Origin of the sequence: Zooshikella sp. RANM57, assembly GCF_050749885.1 — a bacterium.
Lineage (GTDB): Bacteria > Pseudomonadota > Gammaproteobacteria > Pseudomonadales > Zooshikellaceae > Zooshikella.
Genome location: NZ_JBOIUB010000003.1, coordinates 180,812 through 207,207, shown reverse-complemented (window position 1 = coordinate 207,207; position 26,396 = coordinate 180,812). Strand labels below are relative to the sequence as shown.

Annotated in this window: 27 protein-coding genes; 16 read left to right on the top strand and 11 right to left on the bottom strand. The window is 38.3% G+C overall.

Going from position 1 to position 26,396, the window contains the following annotated elements; genetic code table 11:
* Positions 1-51: 51 nt before the first annotated feature.
* The 3 genes from ACQ96U_RS08270 to ACQ96U_RS08260 are packed head-to-tail and all read right to left on the bottom strand — an operon-like array spanning position 52 to position 3,342.
* Positions 52-1,278 carry a class I SAM-dependent methyltransferase gene (locus ACQ96U_RS08270; RefSeq protein WP_431720772.1) on the bottom strand — a complete coding sequence of 409 codons (1,227 nt, stop codon included), beginning with the start codon at positions 1,276-1,278 and terminating at the stop codon, positions 52-54.
* A complete protein-coding gene (locus ACQ96U_RS08265; RefSeq protein WP_431720771.1) occupies positions 1,271-2,077 on the bottom strand; it encodes a DUF1365 domain-containing protein in 807 nt (268 codons plus the stop codon). The genes ACQ96U_RS08270 and ACQ96U_RS08265 overlap by 8 nt, the downstream gene beginning before the upstream one ends.
* Positions 2,044-3,342, bottom strand: a complete 1,299-nt coding sequence (locus tag ACQ96U_RS08260) for an NAD(P)/FAD-dependent oxidoreductase (RefSeq protein WP_431720770.1) — start codon at positions 3,340-3,342, stop codon at positions 2,044-2,046. The genes ACQ96U_RS08265 and ACQ96U_RS08260 overlap by 34 nt, the downstream gene beginning before the upstream one ends.
* A gap of 175 nt (positions 3,343-3,517) precedes the next feature.
* Here ACQ96U_RS08260 and ACQ96U_RS08255 point away from each other — a divergent pair, with 175 nt between their 5' ends.
* Entirely contained in the window at positions 3,518-4,273 is a 756-nt protein-coding gene (locus tag ACQ96U_RS08255) for an SDR family NAD(P)-dependent oxidoreductase (RefSeq protein ID WP_431720769.1), read from the top strand.
* Between the two features lie 86 nt (positions 4,274-4,359).
* Here ACQ96U_RS08255 and ACQ96U_RS08250 read toward each other — a convergent pair whose 3' ends face one another.
* Both ACQ96U_RS08250 and ACQ96U_RS08245 read right to left on the bottom strand, forming a co-directional pair.
* Positions 4,360-5,286 carry a MerR family transcriptional regulator gene (locus ACQ96U_RS08250; protein ID WP_431720768.1) on the bottom strand — a complete coding sequence of 309 codons (927 nt, stop codon included), beginning with the start codon at positions 5,284-5,286 and terminating at the stop codon, positions 4,360-4,362.
* A gap of 106 nt (positions 5,287-5,392) precedes the next feature.
* On the bottom strand, positions 5,393-6,361 hold the full coding sequence (locus ACQ96U_RS08245; RefSeq protein ID WP_431720767.1) for a YbgA family protein: 969 nt from the start codon (positions 6,359-6,361) through the stop codon (positions 5,393-5,395).
* A gap of 210 nt (positions 6,362-6,571) precedes the next feature.
* Between ACQ96U_RS08245 and ACQ96U_RS08240 the strand changes: the two genes are divergently transcribed.
* Entirely contained in the window at positions 6,572-7,051 is a 480-nt protein-coding gene (locus ACQ96U_RS08240; protein WP_431720766.1) for a PAS domain-containing protein, read from the top strand.
* Positions 7,052-7,087: 36 nt separating this feature from the next.
* Here ACQ96U_RS08240 and ACQ96U_RS08235 read toward each other — a convergent pair whose 3' ends face one another.
* The 3 genes from ACQ96U_RS08235 to phrB are packed head-to-tail and all read right to left on the bottom strand — an operon-like array spanning position 7,088 to position 9,458.
* Complete coding sequence (locus ACQ96U_RS08235; RefSeq protein WP_431720765.1) at positions 7,088-7,606, bottom strand: DUF2878 domain-containing protein; 519 nt, start codon at positions 7,604-7,606, stop codon at positions 7,088-7,090.
* A complete protein-coding gene (locus ACQ96U_RS08230) occupies positions 7,603-8,037 on the bottom strand; it encodes a nuclear transport factor 2 family protein (RefSeq protein ID WP_431720764.1) in 435 nt (144 codons plus the stop codon). The genes ACQ96U_RS08235 and ACQ96U_RS08230 overlap by 4 nt, the downstream gene beginning before the upstream one ends.
* The gene (gene phrB, locus ACQ96U_RS08225; RefSeq protein WP_431720763.1) at positions 8,034-9,458 is read right to left on the bottom strand and encodes a deoxyribodipyrimidine photo-lyase; all 1,425 of its coding nucleotides are present in this window, start codon (positions 9,456-9,458) and stop codon (positions 8,034-8,036) included. The genes ACQ96U_RS08230 and phrB overlap by 4 nt, the downstream gene beginning before the upstream one ends.
* Before the next feature lie 318 nt (positions 9,459-9,776).
* Between phrB and ACQ96U_RS08220 the strand changes: the two genes are divergently transcribed.
* Together ACQ96U_RS08220 and ACQ96U_RS08215 are read left to right on the top strand one after the other, a co-directional pair.
* Positions 9,777-10,673: a TIGR01777 family oxidoreductase gene (locus ACQ96U_RS08220; protein ID WP_431720762.1), complete on the top strand. Its 897-nt coding sequence runs from the start codon at positions 9,777-9,779 to the stop codon at positions 10,671-10,673.
* Between the two features lie 129 nt (positions 10,674-10,802).
* A complete protein-coding gene (locus ACQ96U_RS08215) occupies positions 10,803-11,075 on the top strand; it encodes a hypothetical protein (protein WP_431720761.1) in 273 nt (90 codons plus the stop codon).
* A 212-nt stretch (positions 11,076-11,287) separates the two neighbouring features.
* Here ACQ96U_RS08215 and ACQ96U_RS08210 read toward each other — a convergent pair whose 3' ends face one another.
* On the bottom strand, positions 11,288-11,647 hold the full coding sequence (locus tag ACQ96U_RS08210; protein ID WP_431720760.1) for a phasin family protein: 360 nt from the start codon (positions 11,645-11,647) through the stop codon (positions 11,288-11,290).
* Positions 11,648-11,934: 287 nt separating this feature from the next.
* Between ACQ96U_RS08210 and ACQ96U_RS08205 the strand changes: the two genes are divergently transcribed.
* Together ACQ96U_RS08205 and ACQ96U_RS08200 are read left to right on the top strand one after the other, a co-directional pair.
* The gene (locus tag ACQ96U_RS08205) at positions 11,935-13,746 is read left to right on the top strand and encodes an alpha/beta fold hydrolase (RefSeq protein WP_431720759.1); all 1,812 of its coding nucleotides are present in this window, start codon (positions 11,935-11,937) and stop codon (positions 13,744-13,746) included.
* Positions 13,747-13,763: 17 nt separating this feature from the next.
* Positions 13,764-14,576, top strand: coding sequence for an alpha/beta fold hydrolase (locus tag ACQ96U_RS08200; protein WP_431720758.1), 813 nt, complete (start codon positions 13,764-13,766; stop codon positions 14,574-14,576).
* Positions 14,577-14,677: 101 nt separating this feature from the next.
* Here ACQ96U_RS08200 and ACQ96U_RS08195 read toward each other — a convergent pair whose 3' ends face one another.
* Positions 14,678-15,109, bottom strand: coding sequence for a PA2817 family protein (locus tag ACQ96U_RS08195; protein ID WP_431720757.1), 432 nt, complete (start codon positions 15,107-15,109; stop codon positions 14,678-14,680).
* 243 nt (positions 15,110-15,352) lie between these two features.
* Here ACQ96U_RS08195 and ACQ96U_RS08190 point away from each other — a divergent pair, with 243 nt between their 5' ends.
* Positions 15,353-16,276 (top strand): ABC transporter ATP-binding protein, encoded by a 924-nt coding sequence (locus ACQ96U_RS08190; protein ID WP_431720756.1) that lies wholly within the window; start codon positions 15,353-15,355, stop codon positions 16,274-16,276.
* 20 nt (positions 16,277-16,296) lie between these two features.
* Entirely contained in the window at positions 16,297-17,070 is a 774-nt protein-coding gene (locus ACQ96U_RS08185) for an ABC transporter permease (protein WP_431721059.1), read from the top strand.
* Positions 17,071-17,250: 180 nt separating this feature from the next.
* Here ACQ96U_RS08185 and ACQ96U_RS08180 read toward each other — a convergent pair whose 3' ends face one another.
* A complete protein-coding gene (locus ACQ96U_RS08180) occupies positions 17,251-18,885 on the bottom strand; it encodes a helix-turn-helix domain-containing protein (protein ID WP_431720755.1) in 1,635 nt (544 codons plus the stop codon).
* Between the two features lie 739 nt (positions 18,886-19,624).
* Between ACQ96U_RS08180 and ACQ96U_RS08175 the strand changes: the two genes are divergently transcribed.
* The 8 genes from ACQ96U_RS08175 (at position 19,625) to ACQ96U_RS08140 (ending at position 26,380) form a co-directional block, all read left to right on the top strand.
* A complete protein-coding gene (locus ACQ96U_RS08175; RefSeq protein WP_431720754.1) occupies positions 19,625-19,882 on the top strand; it encodes a RebB family R body protein in 258 nt (85 codons plus the stop codon).
* A 166-nt stretch (positions 19,883-20,048) separates the two neighbouring features.
* Positions 20,049-20,318 (top strand): RebB family R body protein, encoded by a 270-nt coding sequence (locus ACQ96U_RS08170; RefSeq protein ID WP_431720753.1) that lies wholly within the window; start codon positions 20,049-20,051, stop codon positions 20,316-20,318.
* Between the two features lie 105 nt (positions 20,319-20,423).
* A complete protein-coding gene (locus tag ACQ96U_RS08165) occupies positions 20,424-20,690 on the top strand; it encodes a RebB family R body protein (protein WP_431720752.1) in 267 nt (88 codons plus the stop codon).
* Between the two features lie 200 nt (positions 20,691-20,890).
* Positions 20,891-21,400 (top strand): RebB family R body protein, encoded by a 510-nt coding sequence (locus ACQ96U_RS08160; protein WP_431720751.1) that lies wholly within the window; start codon positions 20,891-20,893, stop codon positions 21,398-21,400.
* Positions 21,401-21,423: 23 nt separating this feature from the next.
* Positions 21,424-21,753, top strand: coding sequence for a hypothetical protein (locus tag ACQ96U_RS08155; RefSeq protein WP_431720750.1), 330 nt, complete (start codon positions 21,424-21,426; stop codon positions 21,751-21,753).
* A gap of 73 nt (positions 21,754-21,826) precedes the next feature.
* Complete coding sequence (locus ACQ96U_RS08150) at positions 21,827-22,849, top strand: hypothetical protein (protein WP_431720749.1); 1,023 nt, start codon at positions 21,827-21,829, stop codon at positions 22,847-22,849.
* A gap of 77 nt (positions 22,850-22,926) precedes the next feature.
* Positions 22,927-24,630, top strand: a complete 1,704-nt coding sequence (locus tag ACQ96U_RS08145; protein ID WP_431720748.1) for a hypothetical protein — start codon at positions 22,927-22,929, stop codon at positions 24,628-24,630.
* A gap of 37 nt (positions 24,631-24,667) precedes the next feature.
* Positions 24,668-26,380 (top strand): hypothetical protein, encoded by a 1,713-nt coding sequence (locus ACQ96U_RS08140; protein WP_431720747.1) that lies wholly within the window; start codon positions 24,668-24,670, stop codon positions 26,378-26,380.
* Positions 26,381-26,396: the final 16 nt, after the last annotated feature.

Here is a 26,396-nt window from a genome sequence, read left to right as displayed (position 1 = left end):
TTTTTCTTTTAGTACATCTAAATAAGCAATACTCACGGTGTTTTGCGAGTATTAATGACTTAACGTTAATTGCACAACATTAATTTTATTAATATTGAAACCAGCTTCACAGTAATGCAAATAGTACTGCCATGTTCTCTGGAAGCGTTCATCGTATCCCATCGCGTGTAATGTATCTTTATGTTGATGAAAATTATCAGCCCAGCAGCGGAGTGTTTTAGCGTAATCTTGACCAAACAAAAAACAGTCATTAATTGTAAACTGATGCGCTTTAGCCAGCTGCTTAAGGTGAGTTAGCGTGGGTAAAACCCCACCAGGAAAAATGTATAACTGAATAAAATCCGGGTTTTGTTCGTAGTGTGAGAAAACAGCTTCATCAATAGTGATGACTTGAATAATTGCGCGCCCACCAGGCCTTAAGCAGTGTTTTAGTTTCTGAAAATAGGTTGGCCACCATTCTCGACCAACCGCTTCAAGCATTTCAATAGAGACAATATGATCATATTGACCAGATAGCGCTCGATAGTCGCAATAATGAAAAGCAGTAAAATCACTTAGGCGCGCATTCTTTAAACGTTGTTTTGCGTACTGTAGCTGCTCTTTGGAAAGGGTGATTCCTGTAACCTGTAAGCCAAGCCGTGCTGCTTGTTCGGCAAACCCTCCCCATCCACATCCAATTTCGAGAATATGTGCACCAGGGTGTGGACTCAGGTTGTCCAGTAAGCGTTGATATTTTTGTTGTTGAGCCTCGGCTAATGTCAATTCATATTGGGAAACGCCTTCGCCATATAAAGCACTAGAGTAAGTCATGCTTTTATCCAGCCAGTGCTGGTAAAAGGTGTTACTGATATCATAGTGGGTCGCTATATTACGCTTGCTTCCTTTTACCGTATTTTTATTAGATAAATGCTGTAAAGAATAGAGCCATTTAATGATATTTATTTTTTTTCCTAGCGCTTGATAGTAGGACTCATTAAGCGCAAAAAAAGTAAGTAATTTACCTAAATCAGTCGTTTGCCAATGATTATTTATATAGCTTTCTGCAAACCCTATATCTCCACGCCAAAATAAATGCCAAAGAAATTTTAATGGTGATTGCACTTCGATGTTTGCGGAAGGACCCGTTTTTGATCCATGAAAATTAAAATGCTGTTCACCAATTTTTAAGTGTAGATTGCCATAACAGGTTTGATTAAATGTTTTTATCAGAGGGGTTAGCCACCATCGGCTGGTTTGAGGTAGACGATTGGAGCTTACTAAAGTCTGCTGGTCAGCCATGAGATACACCTTTGTTATGCTGCTTGGGATGACTGAATATGGGCACTTTTTTGAGCCATAATTTCAAGGCATGCCAGTGAATCATTGTGATTACTTTCCAGGTCATAAGAGGAATAAATAAAAACAATTTAATGAGCTGTTGATTACTTGCTGGTATGCGCTGACTGTGTTGCGTGGCCAGCAACATGAGCTTTTGGTCTTGGTAGGTTTTAATGATGGTAAAAAGTTTGTCATTAAAAGGACTCAGCCGAAAGTCATAACTCATATCCATAGCCATAAAGGGGGAAACATGGAAGTCTTTTTCTCTTTTGGCATAAATGGTTGATTTAAAATGATCATGATTGGCAGATAAAACATAACAATGACTTTCGTTAAAGGTGTTGCTCACTTCTAATACAATTGCTTTTAACTCATTCTGGTCATCAAAACAGTACCAGTTTGCAAGTGGATTAAAGCCGTAACCTAATACTCTCGGAAAACAAAATAGGATGATACGTTGAGGCTGAAAAAATAATTGGTGTTTATGTAGGAGTGATTTTATCCATTCCGCTAGATTAGAACCATCACGGGGGCCTACATCTTTTGGATAAAAACTAAATAAATTAAATTTATTAACAGAAAAAAAACGACATTGATTGTGTGCACTTTCCAATTGTAGAACGTCAATAGCGATGTTAAACACAGCGTAATTAAATTTATAATTAACAGGGAAAAAACGTTGATGCATTACATTGCTTTTGAAGAGTTTTAAAGCAGAGGTACTTTTCATTGCTGTTTTACGCTTTGTGATTGTTCCCATGGGGCGTAGCAACCTAACTGATGAGCAACAGTTAATGCTGACTGGAGACCATCTTCATGAAATCCATAGCCACAGTAGCTACCACAAAACCAAGTGTTTTGTTTACCTTGAAGCGTTGGAAGTAGCAGTTGTGCCCTTAATGCTTCCACGGTAAAAACAGGATGATGATAAGTAATTTGACGAATTATTTGGGAATCTTTTGGTGGCACTAAAGGATTTAACGAGACGAAATAATTATTCTTGCATGTAAGTTGTTGTAGCAAATTCATCCAGTAGGTTACGGAAACCGAATTTTGAGCAGCATTATTGTGGCGCGACTTTAAATAATTCCACGCTGACCATACACGTTGCTGTTTGGGCATGAGTGCTTGGTCACTATGCAGATAGGCAATATTTTTTTGATAATTAAAAGCGCCTAAGATCTGTTGCTCTTCCTGAGTGGGATTCGTAAGAACAGGCAGTATTTCATCCGCATGGTTAGCAAAAATGACTTTATCACAACACAGTTGCTGTTTTGAGGTCGTTACAACAATATGTTGTGCGTGGCGATGTACCTTAGTGACAGGATTATTGGTAAGTACAGTGCCTTTAAAGCTTTGTAATAATGCTTTGATATACTGGTAGCTGCCATGAGTCACTGTACGCCATTGTGGCCGGTCATTAATGTTGAGCAAACCATGATTGGCAAAAAAGCGTAAAAAGCTACAGGCGGGAAAGGCTAGCATTGTTTCATCTGGGCAAGACCAAATGGCTGCGGCCATAGGAATTAAATACTGTTGTTGCAGCTCAAGTGAAAAGCGATGATATTCCAGATAATCATTAAGGGTAATATCAATTGGAATTTGTTTGTGTAGGTCTTGTTTTGCTTGTTGATTAAACCTGACAATTTCTCTCAGCATTCGCCAGTAAGAAAAGTTGATAATATTTTTTCGCTGGCCAAATAAGGTATTGAGGTTGGTACCCGAATACTCAAGTTCACCATCATTGATTGATGCTGCAAAGCTCATGGCAGTGGGTTGGGTCTGTACGTCTAGGTGGTGAAACAGTTGAGTCAGATGAGGGTAGTTTGGTTGGTTATACACTATAAAGCCGGTGTCTATAGCAAGTAGCTTATTATCTTCTTCAACTTCAATGGTATTGGTGTGACCACCTAGATAGTCATTTTTTTCAATGAGTGTCACTTTATAGCGTTGGCCTAGGAGCCAAGCCACAGCAAGCCCACTGATGCCGCTACCAATTATAATGATATGTTGATCTTGACTCATAGCTCACAAACCATCGTTTGTCTTAAGGTTTAATAAAATTGTGCGTGTATCCGTACATTGTGTTATACATAAAATATATTCTTGTACAAGAATATAGGTAAGTTTGTAAAAGAAAGCAAGCCTGTAAGTTGGGTTGCTGTTTACTACCTTAATAGCCAGAACAAAGGGTGAAAAAATGAATATTGCAGAAAAGACCTTTTGGTTAGTGGGGGCAAGCAGTGGTATTGGTCGCTCACTTGCGTTGGAGTTAGCAGCACAAGGTGGAAATGTGGCTGTCTCAGCGCGTAACACAGAAGCCTTGTCTGCGTTGCAAGAACAGGCAGAACCTATGCAAGGCAATATCTATACTTTTCCGCTGGATGCAACAGACCGTCATGCTTGTCATCAGGTTCTTGCAAAGATTAATAAGACGCTTGGTCCTATTCACATTAGTATTCTCAATGCTGGGGTCTATCAGCCAATGACGGTGAGTGATTTTGATGCACAGGCGTGTGAGCAGATCTTTACTATTAATGTCATGTCTGCAATTAACTGCCTGGAAGCGTTATTACATAAAGTAGATGGCTTAGAGCAAGTATTGATTACCGCTAGTGTGGCGGGTTATCGAGGATTACCGTTAGCAGGTGCTTATGGGGCGAGTAAGGCGGCACTGATTAATCTTGCTGAAGGTTTTAGGCCTGGTTTTTTACGGCGAGGTATCCAGTTGAGGGTAATAAATCCTGGGTTTGTCGAAACGCCAATGACGGCACAAAACACCTTTAAAATGCCAGCACTCATCAGCGCTGAAGAGGCCGCTGATGAAATTATTACCGGATTATCGCGAACAAGCTTTGAAATAACCTTTCCTAGACGCTTTACCTGGTGGCTTAAGTTGCTTCGAGTGCTGCCTTATTACTGTTACTTTCCTTTATTAAATCGACTTAAACCATAGATACCCTTCACGAATAATTTTATGCACGCTATCCATAACGCTGCTCCTTGTGATCTCTGAGGCAGAGAACGTGAAACTTGGTAAAACTATTGTAAATGTAAACTTATTTGTTTAATTAAGTCTGCATTATCTGTGGCGGTTATAGTTGATGTCGTTTGAAATTGTTGTTCGTGGATCATTGTACATTGTCCTGCCAGAATCAGAGGGACTGTGAGTAACTGTTGTAAATGTTGAAGTTCTTTTTGTAGTACCTGACGTTCTAGAGCCGATTGACTAAAAATGATGACGGCTTGACTTTGAAGTTTTTCAACGGCCAGGGAAACTTCATCGTAAGGCAGTTTTCCTGCAAGGAGTTGTACATGAAAATTATGCGCTGTCAGAGCCAGTGCAGTGAGTAACAAGTCAATCACTTCAAATTCAGTGTGGATTGTTGTGGCTAATTGGGTGAGCAATAAATTGGGGCCAGTTGTTGATTTATTGTTGTGGTAGAGACGAGTGGTTAATTTTGCACGTAGCTGAGTCAGTAAAAAACACTGTTCTGCAATTTGTCCAAATTGACCTTGCCAATTTTTCTTTAGTTGATAAATAACAGGTTTTATCAGGTTTTCACTGACTAAATCAACAGGATAAATGGCGAGTGCCTGGTTATAAATATCATCCAGTTTATCTTCATTAAAGGTTTTTACAGCGTTAATAAACTGTGCTTGTGATATTTGCCAGTTATTGATATCACTGTCAGATGCATCAAGTGGCTCTGGTGTGGCTACATTGGCTAATAAGGTTTTGACTTTACTAACAGCTACGCCACGATTGATCCACTCTAAAATGTTTTTTATCTGCGTTACATGTTCATGGTCATAAAGCCGATGTCCTTTAGCTGTTCGATAAGGTTTAATGAGCCCGTATCGTCTTTCCCAGGCGCGTAAGGTGACGGCATTTACACCTGTCTGTCGGGAAACTTCACGAATAGGAATTAAGCCTTCAGTGTTTTCAGAGACAACTAAATTGGTCATTGGCATTTCAACATAATGGTCATCATATGACGTTTATTTTAGCGTGCACCAAGTGTGAGGTATAGGATAACAACTTATAACCATTGTAAAGAGCTTCTACCAGGCCCTAAATAGCATTTCTTAATCCCAGTTCATCTGGGTAAGGTGACAAGTACTTCTGTTGTTGTATAAATGTATTACCATGCTGTTTAATAAAATGTTTTAGTAGGGTTATGGGTACAATAAGGGGTAGAAATCCCTGACGATATTGATGAATTACATGGAGGATTTCGCTGCGCTCTGCTTGGATCAAAGCGTGTTTTAGGTAACCTAAAATATGCATTAATACATTTGTGTGGGTTTTACGTGTCGCACGTTGCTGCAAGGCAGTCATGAAAATAGGCTGATAGGTGTGGGCGGTATCTGTCACATTGTTGGCTGATATATTGGCGACAAGCTGTCCTAGGCGTGAATAGTCTGCAGGAGAGTGAGCAAGTACGATGTATTTATAGCGAGTATGAAATTGAATCAGTGTATAAGGCGTTAAATTCAACATAAGTTGTTGCCAATTATGGTAAGCCATGACCCTATTAATAAAGTTTTCCCTGAGTATGGGGTCATGAAGACGACCTTCTTCTTCGACGGGGAGTAGTGGGAGATGCTTCATTATTTGCTGAGCATAAAGCCCCGTTCCTGAGTGACGATGGGGATAACCGTTGGCATGGTAGACTTTAACGCGTTCCATGCCACAGCTGGGTGACTTTTGCATAAAAATATAACCACTCAGTTGACGCAGTTGTTCAGCTTGTTTTGTGCCATATTCAATTAAGGCCTCTGTTACATCAAGACGGGGATTGACCGATCCAACTGCTCGGGGTTGTGAGGGATCACCGATGAGACGTATTGGCTCACGAGGAATACCCATTCCAATGCCCACTTCTGGACAAATGGGAACATAATTAACAATACCGCTGAGTTGGTTTAGGCAAAAAGCAGACCGTTTATGGCCACCATTGTATCGAACGTTATGACCCAGCAAACAAGCACTGATACCCACTTGGATTTGGGTTGCAGAGGAAAAGGTTGATGAGTGCATAGCGCGATTCCTTGGTGTACGTATTTGTACGATCACTAATTTCTTATACAAATATAGTTTTGTTGTACAATATTGTAAAGTCCGCTTGACGCATTATTTGCTTATAAAAACTTCACTGATTAGAGATAAGTTATTGATTGATCGTTATTCGGTAAAGTGGAACAGTCTGCTAGGGATATAGTTCATTATAAAAGTTAAGAATAGATGGGGATGAAGAGGAGACATTTGGTGATTACTGCTGAGTTAATGGAGCGATTGGTGAATGCTTCCAACGATGGTGTCGTTGTTGCTGAGCGTGAAGGCGATGAGAGCATCTTGATTTATGTAAACCCTGCTTTTGAACGCTTAACTGGGTATGCAGCGGATGAAATATTATATAAAGACTGTCGATTTTTGCAGGGCAATGACCGCCAACAAGAAGGGATTGAAAAGATACGAGAAGCGATTAAAAATAATCATTCCACCTGCCAGATTTTGCGTAATTATCGTAAAGATGGGTCTATGTTTTGGAATGAGCTGCGGTTAACCCCTGTGTTTGATAGTGAAGAACAACTGCAGTATTACATTGGTATTCAGCGTGACGTCACTGCAGAGGTGGAAGCAAAGCAAAGACTCCAACAGGTAAAACATGATCTTGACCTTTCGCTGGCGCTATTGGCTACTTATCAATCAAAATTTGGGATTCTTTAACGTGTCAATTGCTCATTGAAAAGTTGGACTCAAATATCAAGGTGTATTTACAAGATTTTGTTTAGTGAATAATTGAGCAAAGCTGAGTAAGAGTGGGAATAGACCGGCCCAGCAAATCCCAATAATGATTAAGCCTGTTGTATTGATCGTCACTGACGTTAACTTGTCTCCAGCAAAATAGCTTAGTGCTGCAATTGGAGGAGCAAGTAGCATACTTAATAAGCGTTTTGACTGCAGCCAGCTTAGGCAGTGGTTCAATAAAGTGGCGAAAAGAACCCATAAACAACTGAGCCACAATGGGATGAGTAATGAAGGAGTGGATAGTTGAATAATATTAAGCTGAACTAAAAAACTATCTAGCGCAGACCCTAATAACCAGGTCGTCAAAATAATATCGCGTTCAATTTGCCAACTACCAATCCACTTAAAGTGGATAAATAAAATAATTAATGTGGCGAAGAGTGCAGGTATTGAACCTGTTAGCACACAAATAAACCAGCCTACTTGAAAGAGCAGGGCGTTGGTTAGCCAAGCATAAGGTGCTTGTAACTTCATGCAGCAGCCTTTTTCTTTATAAAACGAATGAGTTTTCCCAACACAGGGAGCTGTTCATAAAGCAGAGCACCTAGGTCAAAAAAGTCCTGATGATGTGTGACTAAACCTGTCGTATTAAAGTGCAGAAGGCTGACGCCTTCCACACTGATTTGGCGCTGAGGTAAGCGTCGGTGTTTAAATGTCATTATCCAGGGCTGTGTCACATGGTTTGGAGGTGCCAGCCAAGCAGGTTTAAATTCAAAGTGCAGGTAAGTTATCTCATAATACATGCTTTGAAAATAAGCTGTTAGCTGGTCTATACCTAAGTGGGTGCCGAGAGGGTCAGAAAATACGACGTCTTCAGTATATAAGGATGATATAGGTGCTAGGTTGTTTGCATCCAACTGCTGAAAATGAGTTAAAAACTGTTGTAAATAGTTTTCAAGGTTCATGTACTTAGTTCCTTGAAGGCGGCAATCGTTTGTTCTCGCGCAATACTGTGATCAACAATAGGGCGAGGATAGCCAGGAATCGCTTCGTCAGAGGATAAACTTTTATAGGGGGCATGAATTTGTTTATGGGGTAAATCCGCGAGTGTGGGCAAAAACTGACGTATAAAAGTGCCTTCTGGGTCAAATCGCTCACCCTGTGTGGTAGGGTTAAATATACGAAAGTAAGGTGCTGCATCCGTGCCTGTTGAAGCTGACCACTGCCACCCACCATTATTTGCGGCCAAATCACCATCCACCAGATGTCGCATAAAAAATGCTTCACCCAGCCGCCAGTCAATAAATAAATCTTTGGTTAAAAACATGGCTGTGACCATCCGTAGCCGGTTGTGCATCCATCCTGTTTGTACCAGCTGTTTCATCGCAGCATCAACAATAGGGTAGCCCGTCTCTCCTTGACACCAGGCTCGAAAGAGGTCTTCATCATGCTGCCAGACTAAGTTGTCGGTTTCTGGCTTAAAGGGCTTATGTTTGCTAACCGTGGGATAGCCACACAAAATATGAATGTAAAACTCTCGCCAGATGAGCTCATTAATCCAGCAGTCAATGCCAGGATTATTACCCTCAATGTGGTTGTTATTATGTTGAAATGCAGCGATCAGGCATTGGCGCAGTGAAATAATACCTAACGTGAGATAAGCTGATAGTTGGCTGGTTCCGGCAATGGCTGGGAAGTCGCGGTCAGTTTTATAATCAACCGCTTTTTCACTGAGAAAATGGTTGAGTCGTTGCTGAGCCACTGACTCTCCTGGTGGCCAGTGTTGGAGAATATTATCGACAGCTGATTGAGTATACGTCACATCAAGTGAGTCACTCAGTACATTGATTGCTATGGGACGTTGGGACTGAGGCATCGGTAATAAGTGACAAGGAGAACGATAAAACTCAGCAAGGAAAGCGCGTCTAAACTGGCTATATACCTTATAAAATTCACCCTGTTTAGTCAGTAATGTACCGGGTTTACAGATTACTGCATCAGTATGTGCTTCAAACTGTAGCCCGTGGCTAATACACATTTGAGCCACTTGCTGATCTCGTTTGATTTCATTCGCCCCATATTCTTCATTACAGATAACAGCCTGGCATTTGAGTTGTAGTGCCAAGTGCATCAGGTAGGAGGCTGAATCTTCAAAGCGATTTAGCTGCTTAATAATAAGAGGAATATTCAGTAATTGTAATTGTTGTTGTAATTGCGCAACTGATGCTAAAGCGAGTTTGATTTTATTCGGGCTGTCATTGTGTTGTAGCCACTGATCTGGGTACAGGCAGTAAACGGCAATCACAGGCCCACGTAGTGAGGCTTGATAGAGCGCAGTATTGTCCTGAATTCTCAAATCGTTACGAAACCAAACCAATGATGTCATTTAGAATCCTTGTAAAATGTTGTTGATTACACTTTTATTGCTCGGAGATACTTAATGATGGATAACAACTCAGGTTTGGCTGTGTATTACCAAAGTAAAAACATGAGTCTGTATGTTAAACTTGTTCATTAGGCACTGTTGCAAATAAATAAATGATAAAGCGTTAAACTAAAGCGTCTTATACACGTAGTGTCTTCAATTCTATGTTGCTTGGTTGCAATATTTTGTTTTGAAACTGTTGCATTGAGACCAATGTCTTAGGATTATATATAATATTGTACATATTTTTAATTTTGTACAATTCTGGGTGGAGTGACTATGCATATTTTGATGACTGGAGGAACTGGGTTTATTGGACAAGGGCTGGTCAAACAGTGGTTAGCCAGAGGTTGGAGCTTGACTGTACTGACACGAAATACGTCACAATGGCAGCAGCAGTTACCTCAAGTAAGGTGGTTTAGCCACTGGGACGAGTTAGACAGAAACGAAAACTGGGATGCCATTATTAATTTAGCGGGTGAACCCATTCTTGATGCTCGCTGGACAGAACAGCGAAAAGCCTCCTTACTTGCCAGTCGAGTTGGTGTAACTCAACATTTATGTCAGTACGTTACATCCCTTGCTTATATGCCTAAGCGACTCATTAGTGGGTCTGCGATTGGTTACTATGGTTTTCACCCTCCTGAAGTTGAGCTAACTGAAGATTCTCAGCCTGGTCAGGATTTTGCTGCACAGCTATGTGTTGCCTGGGAGCAGGCGGCTGATGAGATTCGCCAGCTGGGGATCGCAACGTGTTGTGTAAGAACGGGGGTTGTATTGGGGCATGGTGGTGCACTGCAAAAAATGTTACCACCGTTTAAGTTAGGACTGGGAGGACCTATTGGTACAGGAAAGCAAATATTTTCATGGATTCACTACGATGATATGTTAGCTTGCATTGATTGGCTGCTACAAAATCCAAATATTTGCGGGGTGATTAATGCGACAGCACCCGAACCAGTGAGTAATGCAGAATTTGCAACACAACTGGGTAAAGTTCTCCACCGACCAGCTTTTTGCCGTGTTCCTGCTAAGGCGCTGGAGTTAATGTTAGGTCGTGAAGCTTCTGCGATGTTATTACAAGGTCAGCGAGTAATACCACAGCGATTAGTCGATGAAGGGTTTATGTTTAAGTATCCTGATATGACGAGTGCGTTAACTCGTTTATTAAAATAATACTAATAATTAAATAGTATTTATTCTACACAGTTTCGGATAATAAGTGTCCCTCAAAAAAAGTAATAATTTTTAGAGGCAGAAGGATGACATGTCTATTTTGGACTACGCTTCAGCTAAGAAGCTTGTGTGTCTAACTGGGTAGAGGAGGATGCCATGGAAATTATTGGTGGTATTTTGATATTAGCAGGTGGATTAGTCAGTTTGTTTTATGGAATTATTATTTTAATTAAAGCATTTCAAACATCTATATTATGGGGGCTGGGCAGCTTATTTATTCCCCTGGTAGGGCTGATTTTTATCATATTACACTGGCAAATAACTAAAGAACCCTTTCTACGCTCTTTACTTGCGATTCCTCTCATTATTGTTGGTGTGATACTGATGCCACAGCAAATGTAATATATTTTTCCCTTTTAACTAAAAAACTGTAATAGGGGGATTTATCTGTTTTCAAAACACTTACTTGAAAACAATTGGATTAAACGAAATAAAAGCCGATGATGTTGTCGCTTTTTATAAAAAGGAAAGGTTAATGAATGGTTATACATGACTAGGCTGTCTAATTAATGTTTATGTGTGAATTATCGTCCTTGTGTATATTAGGATTTGATTTAAGAGACTTTACGAGTGCCTGATGGTGAGCGTGGTGCATTGAGCTTATCTAACGTGCTTCTTAACACATTAAGCTCATGTTTAAGTTTGTTTAACTCTGTTTGAGGGTCACCGTTCAGACTACTTTGTACCAGGGTTGATACTTTATCTATAGTTTGCTTTTTAAGATTATGGCTAAAACGATCCAATCGTTCACGCTCCCGACGCTCAATGATTTCACCTTGATCAGCGAGATAATGGAAGAGTTTTATCCCTTCATTGAGTGCTTTCTCAAATAGCAAAATAGTACCAAGCCCTGCTAGCCAAAGCCGTTGAGGGGAAAGCGTCAGTTTTAACTGTGGAGTTTTATGGTTTGCCATAAGTGGTGCCTAACCTTGCACAGTTGTAGGGAGTATGTGGGGTATGTTACGCTGAATACGACACAGGAAGTGTAGTATGCTTAGTGGAAAACATAGTCAACAATTATGTTATCGACAAGCAAATTTTAAATTCTGGCATTAGCTTTCATTAAATTGCAACCGCCATGTTCTCACAATAGTCAGGCTGGGAGAAGAAATATACCTACTTTGCAGGGTATTATAACTTGGCAAGACGGGAGAGTCAGGCGCTCATCGTAGGCAAGGCTGTAAATAGGACATGAACTGACATGGATGCTCAAGCCGCAACAAATATTTCTGAGGATATCTCAAAAAAAATTGCAGATTTATCACAGGCAATTGACTATTTAGAGAATGATGACTCTCAGGCTGCAAAACGTTTTCGACGGCAGTTAAAAAATACTCTCGCTAATCATGAAGTGGATCAAGAAAGCTATATTGATTATGAAAATATGGCCGGTCCTAATCCCATTATTGGTATTCATAGCAAAGATGTGTTTGATACGCTCATGGTTATGTTTCAACAGGCCTTGTCGAATCCTCGCTCTATTTTTCAGCAAGCATTACGTTTAGGCGGAGACTGGCTTCAAGTGTTGCTGGGTAACTCCAGTTTGCGGCCTGATGCACGTGATCATCGTTTTCAAGATTCTGCCTGGTATGACAGTCCTTTTTTTCGCCGGTTAATGCAAGGGTATTTTGCCTGGCACCATCGCCTTCATCAGTGGATTGACGAAAGTGAATTAACAGAATGTGATCGGCGACGAGCGACCTTTATACTGTCGATTCTTACAGAAGCATGCTCACCGACAAATACGTTACTTAATCCTGAAGCACTTAAGCGCTGTGTTGAAACGTCGGGGTTAAGTTTAATTCAAGGTTTTCGACATTTTGCTCAAGACTGGTTACATAATGGTGGATTACCGTCTCAAGTAAATATGAAAGCATTCTGTGTGGGTGAAAATATTGCTGTTTCACCTGGCGTAGTGGTTTTTCGTAATGAGTTACTTGAGCTTTTGCAATACCAACCGACCACAACTGAAGTATGGCAGCGACCACTTTTTTTAATTCCCCCTCAAATAAATAAATATTACATTTTTGATCTTACGCCAGAGAAAAGTTTTATCCAACATGCGACCCAGCAAGGAATTCAAGTGTTTGTCTGTAGTTGGCGTAATCCCAAAATTGAGCATCGGGATTGGGGGTTAGAAAACTATATTGTGGCGTTGGAAGATGCCATGGATGCGGTGATTGAGATCACTGGTAGTCGTGATGTCAATGTCATGGGAGCCTGTTCAGGAGGTATTACTGCTGCAACATTACTAGGTTATTTGGCGGCGGCTAATAAAACGAAAGTGAATAGTTTTACCTTAATGGTCAGTGTGTTGGACCTTAATATTGACAATGATGTTGCACTATTTGCAACCGATCGTTCACTGGCTCAGGCAAAAAGTTACTCTCATCGGCGGGGCGTATTGGAAGGAAAAGATTTAGCGCGTGTATTTGCCTGGATGCGCCCCAATGATTTGATTTGGCATTACTGGGTTAATAATTACTTGCTTGGTTATGAACCACCCGCCAATGAAGTTTTGTATTGGAATAATGATACCACGCGCCTGCCGGCTGAACTTCATGGTGAGTTTATTGAAATGTATGAGGCGAATCCGCTACATAAACCGGGCTTATTAAAAATATGTCATAAACCTATTGACCTTAAACAGGTTACAGTTGATGCCTATGTTGTGGCGGGTATGACCGATCATATTACACCTTGGGAAGCCTGTTATCGCTCTTCTCATTTGCTGGGAGGTAAGTGTCAGTTTGTATTGAGTAACAGTGGCCATATACAAAGTATCTTGAATCCACTTGATAACAAAAAAAGCTATTACTTTTTAAATCATGAACATCCTAAAACCGCGAAAGAGTGGCGGTTAGGTGCACATCGAATTGGGGGGAGCTGGTGGGTGCACTGGACTGACTGGATAATTCAACGCTCTGCTGAGAAAATCCCAGCACCACAACAGCTCGGTAGCGCTTCATACCCTGCGTTAGATATAGCACCAGGCACTTATGTTCATGAATAGTGGTAGAGTCAGTTTTTATGAATAAAGCGGCTGCTGTGAGTTCTGTGATGGTGGATGAAACAGATAATCAGGCAAATAAAAGAGCATTCGAGATTGATTTTTTACAGTTAGGGGAATACAGCGTACGTGTAGGGATTGTACCTGGAAACCGTCAAAAAACACCTATGCTATTGTTTAATGGTATTGGCACCAGCTTAGAGTTTGCACAACCTTTTGCCAATGCTTTAGATGATGTAGAGTTGATTACCTTTGATATTCCTGGGGTGGGTGGTTCGCCAACACCCCTTATCCCGCCTCGATTTCCCCAATTGTCGTTTTTAACAGAGCAATTACTCGATGAGCTGAATTATGGGCAGGTGAATGTCATTGGCTACTCCTGGGGCGGCGCACTTGCACAACAGTTTACTTATGATCATCCGCAGCGGGTTAAACAACTTATACTCGCAGCAACAACAATGGGAATGATAGCGATACCTGGCTTACCGATGGAGTTGTTAAAATTATTGAAGCCTGGACCATTACTTCGTTCGTTGAAACGTTTATCCAGCCGTCAGCAGTGGGTGATTCCACAGCAAGGGCCACGAGGCTTTTGGTATCAACTAATAACGGGATGGGGGTGGACCAGTGCCTACTGGTTACACAAGATTAACACTAAAACACTTCTATTAGCCGGGGATGATGATCTCATGGTGCCTGCTATGAATTTGAAAGTCATGCAGCAGTTGATGCCCAATGCTCAGTTTCGTTCCATTAGCGGTGATCACTTTTTTATGGTGACGCAACCTCGCGCTTGTGCCCGTATGGTCGGTGAGTTTTGCGAGTATTATTAAGGCCTTATACCCTCCTGTAGTGTGAGTATAAGGCCATCAGACGGATTCTGTGGTATTTTAGCGTCTGTTATGTTAGTGCCAGTTAGTTAGTGCCTGTTTTGTTAATGATAATCACCTGGCGAAGTCGGCATTTGAGTAGGCTGTAATTGACTCACTTCATCATCCCAATCAAAACTGGCTTTAGCATCTTGAGCCGCAAAACGTTGCTCTTCTAGCATCTGAAACTTCTGAATTTCTTCGTCAGGCATAAAGTGAAGACAGTCACCACCTAATAACCACAGTAGGTCACGAGGTAATAGGGGCGTGAGCTGAGGGTAGTAGGTGATTAATTGGCTGATCGTCTCCTGGCCTAGAAACAACGCATCAGGTGTTTGGTCGGACAATGCCTGCTTAAACTCATCGAGGCGGGTAAGCCACTCAGTGTATTGATCGGTATTGGAAAATAATGTCTGTTGTTGTGACAAGCGTTGCTTAACATAGTCAATACGGTCTAATAAACGTTGTAGCTGTTCGGGTAGTTGAAAGTCAGTCACGCGGAACTCTTTCCTTTTTCTTTCATGGCTTTTAAAACAAGATTAGTGTGATTGTAGTGTAGGTGTAAAGCAGCTTGACAGCTGTGCTTTAATGGTTAAACCAATAATGAGGTGTTTTTTACAAAAAATATTGAACCTACGTAGTTTAAAATACCTTGTAAAATGAATGGTTAGTGTTTCAGGGTATGGGGTATACAATACCGACTTTTAATTGATTTTGCAGCAACCGGCTAAAGAGATGTTATGGCAACCGCACTTGAAATTACTGATTTACACAAAACATACAGCAATGGTCATCAGGCGCTGAAGGGAATCAGTTTTGCCGTGCAAGAGGGCGATTTTTTTGCATTATTAGGTCCTAATGGAGCAGGTAAGTCTACCACGATTGGGATTATATGTGCTTTGGTGAATAAGACATCAGGTCAGGTCAAGATCTTTGGCGATGATATGGATCTGAGTCCTAATAAAGTAAAGCAACACCTTGGCGTGGTGCCTCAAGAATTTAATTTTAACCAATTTGAAAAAACAGAAGATATCCTTATTACCCAGGCTGGGTATTATGGCATTCCCTATAAAGAGTCTGTAGAACGGGCAGAGCTATATTTACACAAGCTTGGGCTATGGGAAAAGCGTCATGATCAATCACGTTTGTTATCGGGGGGAATGAAGCGAAGGTTAATGATTGCTCGAGCGCTTATTCACCAACCTAAGTTACTTATTCTCGATGAACCAACCGCAGGTGTAGATATTGAACTGCGCCGCTCTATGTGGGATTTCCTGCAGGAAATCAATCAGCAGGGCATTACTATTATTCTTACCACTCACTATTTAGAAGAAGCAGAGCAACTATGTCGTAATATTGCCATTATTGATCATGGGCGTTTGGTACAAAATACCAGTATGAAAGCACTATTACGTACGTTACACATGCAAACCTTTATTTTTGATTCAACAACGTTGCTTCCTGATCAGTTAAGTTTGTCGGGTTATACCTATCGTCCTTTGGATGATCACTCGTTTGAAGTTGATGTGGACCATGAGCAGGACTTAAATGAGTTATTTAACCAGCTTTCTGCACATAAACTCTCCATTTCAAGCATGAGAAATAAAGCCAACCGCTTGGAAGAGCTATTTGTATCATTAGTTGATAAGAATTTGCAGCGTTAATTTTAGGAGTGTTAGCCATGATGTGGCAGCAATATTGGACAGCATTTGTCACAATTTATGTTCGAGAAGTACGACGTTTTTTGCGGATTTGGCCTCAAACCTTGCTACCTCCAGCTATTACGATGGTGTTGTACTTTATTATTTTTGGTTCTGTTATTGGCTCTCGCATTGGGCAAATGGAAGGCTACAGTTACATGGAGTATGTGGTACCAGGGCTGATCATGATGTCGGTGATTACGAATGCCTATAATAATGTGGCATCCTCATTTTTCAGTAATAAATTTCAGCGTAGTGTTGAAGAACTTTTAGTGGCACCTATCCCGAACTCCATTATATTAGCAGGATTTGTGCTTGGTGGTGTCACGCGCGGATTAGCAGTAGGTTTTATTGTTACGTTATTATCGTTAGCATTTACAACACTGCCAATCCATAATATTTGGATTACGATGTTAGCCGTACTATTAACAGCTATTGTCTTTTCACTCGGTGGTTTTATTAATGCGATTTATGCGGATAAATTTGATGACATTTCAATTATCCCAACCTTTATCCTAACACCTCTAACGTATTTAGGAGGGGTATTTTACTCGGTTAATATACTACCCGACTTTTGGGGGTATATTTCTTTAGCAAATCCAATTCTCTATATGGTGAATGCATTTCGTTATGGTATTTTGGGACACTCTGATGGCATCAGTATAGGGCTAGCGATGCTTATTCTTGCAGGTTTTGCTGCAGTACTCAGTTACTATTGCCTGTATTTATTACGAACCGGGAAAGGACTAAGGCATTGATATCGTGCTTATGTAATGCATCATTATAAAGTCACTACCGCAAAAATCTTGCGGTAGCAGACTTTCTCCTAGCCGTCATCACTTGATGGCTGCCTTTAAAGCCCTTCTTAGGGGAGGGAGTAGAACCTGCTAGTCAGTAAAGACTTTGCCCATAAACCAGTAATTATTTAAAGGATAATATTAAGCTTTCCTGTATTCGCCAGGGCTGACACCAACAACTCGCTTAAAAGTTCTTTCAAAATTACTAAAATCATTAAACCCTGAATCTAGACAAATATTAAGGATTTTTTTATTGGGATGGTAGGCAAGTGCTTTTTTTGCATGCTCTATCCTTATTTGAATTAAAAGTTGCTTGTAGGAACATCCAATGATTTTCTTAAATAAAAATGAAAGATGAGATGAACTAATGCATGCAGACTCTGCAATAGTACTAAGCGAAATGTTTCTCATATAATTATTTATAATGTATTTTACAGCTCTAGAAATGGCTGGGTGTTGATGAGAAAGTTCCAGTGGTTGGTCATAAAGTATATGGTTTATAATTGATTTAGATGATATGGGGTAGTTGAATCTAGCGTGATTAGTTGAGAGGAGGGGGGACGATTTGTCGCTAGAAGAATTATTATTGTTTGATTGGAGTGAGAGTGGACTTTGTAAGAATATGTTTTCATTAATGTTGGGTATTAACTTTAGTAAATCATCAGATGATATGTGAAATGAATCAGCTAATACTACAATTTTAGACAAAACACGTTCTAGTTGCTTTACATTATCTTGCCAGTGATATGAACATAATAAACTTATACATTCTTCTGACAGAGTAATTTGTTTTATATGTGAATATTTGGTGAGGAAAAAACGTATTAATCCTGGAATGTCATTTTTCCTGTCTCTTAGACAAGGTAATGTAATAAATAGATAGTCATAAGTAAACCAATTAAGAGTATTGTTATCAAATGAACTTGATAAAGAGGCTATAATTCTAACATTAACAGCATTATTGATGCTTAACGAAGCATTACTTTTCCACAGATTGTTTATAAGCTTTATATCTTTATCTGATAAGTGATCTAAGCCTCGAAGATACAGTGTTCCTCCATTTGCTTTATTAATTAAAAGTTGAAGTTCATTATAAGTATTTCGATCCCCCCACTCACAGCAATTTGATACAATAAAGGGCTTATTTGCTCGATTGCTCAAATAGTGAATGACATACGCGGTAATAATTTTACCCGTTCCAGTTTCTCCCATGATAAATACAGGTAAGTTTACTTTGGCTACTTTATGAGTGAATTCTTCAATGTTTACAAGTTGCTTACTGTTTCCAATCCAATAGTCAGTATTAGGTACTGAAATATTATTTTGCTTTTGGTGAATATGTTTGTAAATTGTATAATTAATACAAAATAATACACGGTGAGTAATGTCTTTTATACTGTTAATGGCTAAGGTGGGTTTTTGAAATGCCAGAATAAGGTGTCCAATGGTTTCATTGTTAAATAGTAGTATCGATGGTGAAAAAATAAACTGTTTTTTCTTGAGTAAGTTATGCTCAGTATCCGAATACATACTTTTATTAAGTTTAAGAGCAGTGTCTTTAATTTCATCCTTATTATGTATGAGGTCGTATTCGTTGAATGTATGTATGATGATAGATTGAGTAGAGTGAATATGCGAATGGATATCTATCATTGCGTATGAAATATTGAGCGTAGATAAGACAGCTGACATCAGGCTTTCGATATCATCAATTAAATTTTCATAGTTAATTTGATATTTGGTTATTGATTTGCAGTGTATCTGCATGGATGACATACTAAAATCCTTTTGATGCTGTATGTTTTTAATGAGATCTTGTTTGCGAAAAAAAATGTTAAGATTCAATACATTAAAAAAATTATAGTAACATCTTTGTGTAAAGTGAGAAAACTAACAGCTATGCAATATAAATCTAAATTGACTATTCGAAGTTTGTGTGATTGATCTATTATGTGTAGCACTGTTTCAGCGTTAAAAATAAATGTTGAGTTGGTTGATGATCATGTGAGAGAGTAAAGTGATTTTTAATTGACGGTAGAATAGAGGCAGTGTTCATAAGTGTACTTTGTGTTGGGTAAGAATTATTCATTGAATATGTTTGTTATTAAAGTAACTAACTAAGTATGCTAATTAAAGCCAACTCTATTCTATGATATTATCGACATCATGTTAAAAGTTACTAAAAATATTGTAAAAATAATGGTGTTTGTATTTTTTTGAACACTTCGATCTGGTATGGGTTCCCATGTGAATAGTGATCTTGTGACTACCCATTTCTACTATCTCTGTGTGAATGGCAATGGTTATAGTCGAAAGGTATTAAGTTATAAAGCATGAGTATATAAAATGAATGGTTATCATGAATTAAGCCATATATTAATAAAGAGGTTTATCCAACTGTTTAATAGTTTTATCCATGAAAGAATTATCAACTTTGCCTAAGCTGTCTATCAAATGTAGATAAAAATCGTTTTAGTACAGCCAGTAGCTTTAACTTTATAAAAGGAATAAGAAAATGGCTTTTCCAGGAGGGATAAATGACCAGATTACAAGTTCAATAGTTAATTTTAGTATGCTAAATCAAAGCATTTTGCCAGCAACTGTGATGACTAACTTAAATCAGTCTATCTCGATTGCGCTCGCTAATGCAGCCCAAAATGCCTCAGATACACAAATTCAAAGTAATATATCTGTTCAAGCAGTCAGTGTAATGAGTACGAAGAAGCTATTTATGGATGAACATGAAACGATTAACCATAAACTTGTACCCTAAACGAGCAGTTTTTTGAGAGGCAGTTAAAGGCTCCAGCGTAAACACCATTCCCGCCGTCTTTTTGTAGTCAAGCGTGCTGAGATCAAACCCCTTATGCCCTAAGGGTATAAAAAATGATTTGTGAAGGGAATATTTTATTTAAAATACAGGACAACTAGGAGGTTAAATGGCCTTTCCAACACTTGTTAACAGTCAAATTACTGATTCAGTAACACAAACCAGTGTGTGCGTTATTGGTGACTCAACAGCAATTGCTATGGGGAATTTATTATTATCAACGAGCTTGGCGCTTGCAAATGCCGCACATAATGCGACATCAATTCAACAACAGAATAATATATCAGCTCAAGCTGCTACGACAATGAGTGTTTCAAAGCTGTTTTCAATAAATCTTAAAGATAAGAATATTGTTGAAAACATTAATGTAAATCCATAGTTTTGGTAAAAAGTAACCTGGTGCTGTGTGAAATTTACACAGCAAGGTTGATGCTGTTCAGGTACATTCCTGAACGTTAACTCACAGTAGAAAGGAACTTAAATTATGTCATTCCCAACTTCAGTCAATAACCAAATTACTGATTCGGTCACTCAGGTTAATACAAAAGTATTAGGTGATGCTCCAGCAACGGCAATGGGTAATTTTATGATTGCTACCAGTCAAGCATTATCCAATGCTGCACATAATGCAACGACTGGACAACAGCAAGCTGCAGTAACGGCACAAGCAGCAACGACACAAGGTATTGCAACTTTATATGCGATTGACACAGCGGCTACAGGTACTTCTTCGAAGAAGATTTTTGCCTGATTAGAAAGTAATAGCCGTGGTTGATATTTAACCATTGGTATGCGTTATTGATAAGTTACTTTCAGTAACGTATACCTTTTATTATGTAATATACATACTCCTTGATTAAATTTATTGATAATTTTGTTTTTTTATCTAGTCACTTATCCAAAGTGTAACTCTAAGAGTTAAGGAATAATGATATATTTAGGGGTGCTATTGTGTCTGATAAAGATAATTGTTTTTCAAAATTAGATGAAAATTATGTGAATTCGCAAATTAGTGATTCAGTAAAACAGCTAAATAATTTTATACAAGAGAATACTACTTCTCAAACGGCTAGGTTATTGGATATTGTATCGGCTGAGACTTTAGGTATGGCCATGCATAATGCAATATCAGCACAGCAAAATGCCCAAATGTCTAATACCGCCTCAGCCACGGCAACGTGTGCTAAGCTGCTGGGTATTCCTTTGCATACTTCTTCAAGCTCAAAACCAACACCATCGAAAGACACATGCTCAAAATTTAAAAAGTCGAATGGCTTTACAGAACAAACGGGTAGTCAAACGACTAATAATGATCATGACCGAATGACAGGCGATGGAAATAACAGTCAGAGTAAACTTGGTGGAGAAAATAATGGTGGCAATGGCAAAGTTACACATGGAGAAAATGAGCATAGTACCGCAAAAAAAAGTATTTTGGATCGAATGAAACAGAATAAATAATTTAGAAAGATTGAGATAAAAAAATGGATAGCGAAAATCAAAATAATTCGAATGAGCATAATGGTTCAATTACTGACGGAAAAAATGATATTACTGTGGAGAAAGTACATCAATCTCTCTCACAGTCAGCGGCTATTGCTGTACAAGATGCAACGGATCAAATGAGAAATGTGAATACCATTAGTTTGACTGCTATTGGTATGGCAATGGCACAAATGTTATCAAGTGGTGATGTTGAAAAATATGAACCTATTATTGATAAAGTGAATGCATTATTAAAAAATAGCACGGATAACTTTAATAGTGTTGGTGATAGTGCATGTGAAATTATTAACAAATTAAATAATAAATGATTGTTGAATATGAAGAGAGGTCATTACTTCTATATTTTGTGAGAGTTAAGCTATGAGTATCTCAATAAACTCAGTGGTAATCAGCAAGGAAGACCTATCCAGTAATGCTGAAATTATTATCTCATGTATTCCTGAAGGAGAAGAATGGTTAAATGATACCATTTCATCAAATCATTTAATGCTTTCATTTAAAAATGAAATTGATTTGGTTAAAAGTATTTTGAAAGGGTTGCATGCTGTAGAACTACTGTTTATTAGTAAATTGGACTTGTTTGTCCATCCAACCCGACTGTTTCAAATTCCGATTAATGAGTTGAATGTGATTAATCAGAATGCTGAAGAATCTAAAGTGGTTGCTTTTTTAGATAAGCATGGTTTACTAAGTACAAAAAAATTCAGAAAGAATAATGAGTTTCTTGAGATGTATGGTTTAGAAAAACATGCTCTATTTCAGGTTTTGAATCTAGATGAAAAAACTAATTTATACAATTTTGTGGCTAGTCAAGAAACTATAGATGATGATACTAAGCGTTTAAATGAAGATGCAAGTCAATATGCACTGATGAAAGCTCAAACAGTGAGTGAATTTATCAGTCACTATAGGTTTTATCAGAAAACGATTGTACAACAGGAGCTTAAAGACAGTTCAACTGAAAACCGATACAAACAAGTATGTGACTATTATAAAGCTTTAGTGCCAATAGCTTTAACAAAATTAAACTGCCCTCAGCTAGTTGTTCCATTGAAAGAGGAAGAGTTATTTAATATTACCAAAAACTGGATTCAGCAAGGGAGCTATATTGGCTTTGCAGATCTAGCATTAGCAGTATATCAGCTATCATACGCTATTCAGGTAACTGATTTAGATAAAGACTCATTGAATGAGTCAGTCAACCATTATTTTAATGAAATGCAAGTATTGTTGGAATCAATGCCAGTACAGACTCAAACATTGTCGCAATCAGGTAGGAATTGGAGCTACTTTGTCGAAAGTACTAAGGCACATGCAGTGATGGTACTGAATGAATTGGGTGAACTTACTTTGCAAAGCTACAAGCCTAACCAATCATTAAGAATAGAAAATAATAGTAACTAGAAAATATTTTGTTGCAATTTTTTTTGTGCGGCTGTTCATTGCCTTCATGTAAATAATATTAAATTAAGAATTAATTTATGATATCGATTGATTTTCAGCCAGTTCAATTGCCAGAAGCTATAAAAAATAAACAAAAAGCTGCTGTTTATCAAATGCAACAATTAGTTGAAAAATTAAGTGTGGGTAATAAATTTAGTTTGCTCAGTAATTTTGATAGACACATTTTACAGATTAATGGCTATGCGCCAGACTTAGTGGATAATGTCATTTTTCTTACTCAAAGGCTACCAGCAACTCAAAATGGAACAGCCTATAAAGATAAAGTGATCGTTGGCTTCACTGCTGCAGCGTTTGACTCATCTTTATATGCCTGCGATGAATTGGTTCAGTCGTGTCAGGCCTTGACAGAAGGTAACTGTGCTTATTGTGAAACCCCTTTAATGGTATCAGGTAATGGTATTGTCAGTCATCATCGGCCAGTTTGGGGTTACTGTCAAACAGTGTTACCTCATCGTAAGCAAGAACCACACAAATGTACTGAACAGCAAAGTATACAACTTATCCGACCTGGATTTTATTGGCTGGCGTATGAGCAAAGTAACTTGATGTATACTTGCATAGAATGTAGTCATTACTATAAAGGGATACAGTACCCGCTATTAGAAAATAAAAAGAAGCAAAGCAGCGATGAAAAACTGTCTTCCTATGCCTATAACGAAGGTTTTGACAAGCGGGACTCTCAGTCATTACTGGTAAATCCTTATCACGATAACCCAAGGGATTGGATACGTTTTCATCCGATCAATGGTTGTGCATATCCATTTGATCAAGTCGCTCAGTTTTATAAAGATTGGAAGCAATACAGTAAAGATGATGTTCAGCAATTGATTTGGCGTAACCCAGAGTGGATTCCAGACCAACGTGATTGTCATGGGAATTCTATCTCTAATACTGATGTCGATAGCAATTTTAAGAAGTGGTGTGCTACTCATTTTGCCGGTGTAAATTTAAGCAAAGGCCGAGTGACGATTGATATCTTAGGTCTTAACAGGCCAGTATTAATAAATTCCAGATTGACTCATTTATATTCGTTGAATGCTCACTATCAATTAAATAAAGACAATGCAAATTATATCGGTAAATGGCTTGATGATTTAAGCTGTATAAAATCGAAAAGAAATCAAAAAAATAAATATCTGCCATTAATGACCTATCGTTCATTTTCTATTGATGTACTGAATCGTTGGATAGTACAAGATAAAATACTTAAAAATAAACATAATACAATAGAATGTAACGCTCATCGAAAGCAAGAAATAAAACAAGTAAATAGTATTGCAAGTAAAAGAAGAGAAAAGAGTCATGTTGTAACTGAACCAAATAATGAAGTGTCTTCTGTAACCGTTGTGAATAACGACTTCCCTGATTTTAATTACGTCAATCATATCGACCTATATACTCTTAAAGCCAAGATTCCCTTATGGGTAAAATCAAGTTTTATGTATATGGTATTAGAAAAGGACTTAATGTTGGTTAATAAGCGCCGTCTAGTTTGTTTACACTCATCTGACAAGGGTTATTGTAATGATTTGATCACCAGGGCGGTGTTTTTAGATGTTGATTGGCAGCAGGATTATGACAACCCTATTCAAATTTATGGTGAATACCTGACTTGGCAAAGTTCATTTAGTGAACTTTTGACCACTCAACCTTTGGCGCTAGTGGCGCTTTTTGCACGAAATGAAATCTGGGTTGAGGGAAAGTATAAAGCGCTTGGGTAATCTTTCTATTCAAAGCAGGTCTTTTAAAAAATAGACGATGATAAAAAATAAAATAAATGCTTCAATCAGTAAGCTTAATAATATACTTCAGTATATTGAAATAAAACTAGCCACATTGCTGGATGAACAAGAAACACGAGATGATGTGTTCTTTATTATACCCTTTAGTACTCTTGATAATAGTCATCAACGACTAAAAAAACGAATAGGGAAAAAAGCGTATAAAGAGATAAGTCAAACGCTTAAACCTGTCGTTAAATTTTACCAGCAATATACTATGAGCAATGCTTATTCTGAACTTTATTGTAAAGGCTGGCATTCATTACATTCAAATGAGTCAACGCATGCATTGTTACCCTGGCCTGTATTCAAGTACCAAGGTACTGATGTCGTCATGCCTTTTAACTCAGTGCAACAGGGGGTAATAGATTTAAGTCAAACCCAATCAGGATTTTCTCTGTATCAATGTCGGAATCAGTTAATGCTTTGTTATCAACACTGGCTGATACCATACCTTGAAGCAAGAGTTGGATTAGAAAATATTAATACTCACTATTATTCCCACACTTGGATGAATAATTATATTAAAAAGTTAGTTGAAGTCATCGTTATTTTTAACTGTTTATGTGATGTGCACCGTAGTCAAAGTGTATCTGGGCTTTCATCCAAAACCACGTTGAGTAATAAAACTATTATTAAAAGCATTATTGAAGGAATTAATCAACTTTTATTGCAATGTGTATATGGTAAGTTTAATGTTAATCACTATGTCCATAACATTAGTCGTACAGATCTGGTTGATTATTATAGGCTACTCAAAGACTGTATAATACAAGGTGCTTTTGAAGTTGGTCAAAAAAAACAGACGGTGGATAAGCAGGTTGAAAAAACAACAAAAAAGGAACTGTCGATTACTATACATGAGTGTATAAAAACAGTTTTTAATAAACTGTCATCAGTACCCATTTACAAAGAAAAAATGAGGAATTTATCGAGTAGCCTGATTTTTTTTCAAAAGTTAAATCACTTTACAAATAGCTTACATGACGTTGTTTTCTGCCCTCAGATGGTTGTAGGTAAACTACCTGTAAATGTTGTGGTGAAGAACAGTAAATATTATGAAATATGCCATTACATGCAACTAGGCATAAATGAATGTATGATAATCAATAAGCTCTTTTCCAATGATGGAGCTTATGGTAATACCTCATTCAATGGTGTCACTAGTGAAAAAGGAATACACGCTGAATATTATGAACTAAAACAGGTCGTTGATAACTTTAAAGTGAATGTCTTTCAACTGTTTCAGTTAAATGCAACAGTTAGTTTGCAAACGCATTCACTAAGTGAGTTAGTACCACCCAGGTTAGAAAATACACACATTGATATTACTGAATGTTCTGACCATTTGGATGTTATAGAACCGACTATAAATACAACGAGTAAGACGAACTCTCCCCCTAATCCTGATGAGACTAACGTTGAAGACAGTGCGGATCAAATATCCATTGATATTGATGTGACTGCTGAACAGACTGAAATGCCTGGTGTTGATTCAGTATTTGAAAAAGAACTATCGTTAGATGCCGAAGATGATTTAGAAGTAGACGAAAATGACATTTTTTATCTACCAGATGAGTTACACAATGAAACTGACGAAAGCATTAATACTATATCTAAAGAGGCGTTTGATAAAGAACTACGTTCATTAGAAGAATTGTTGAAAGAGGCAGAAATGGATGATGATTAATAGCTTTTACCATGAA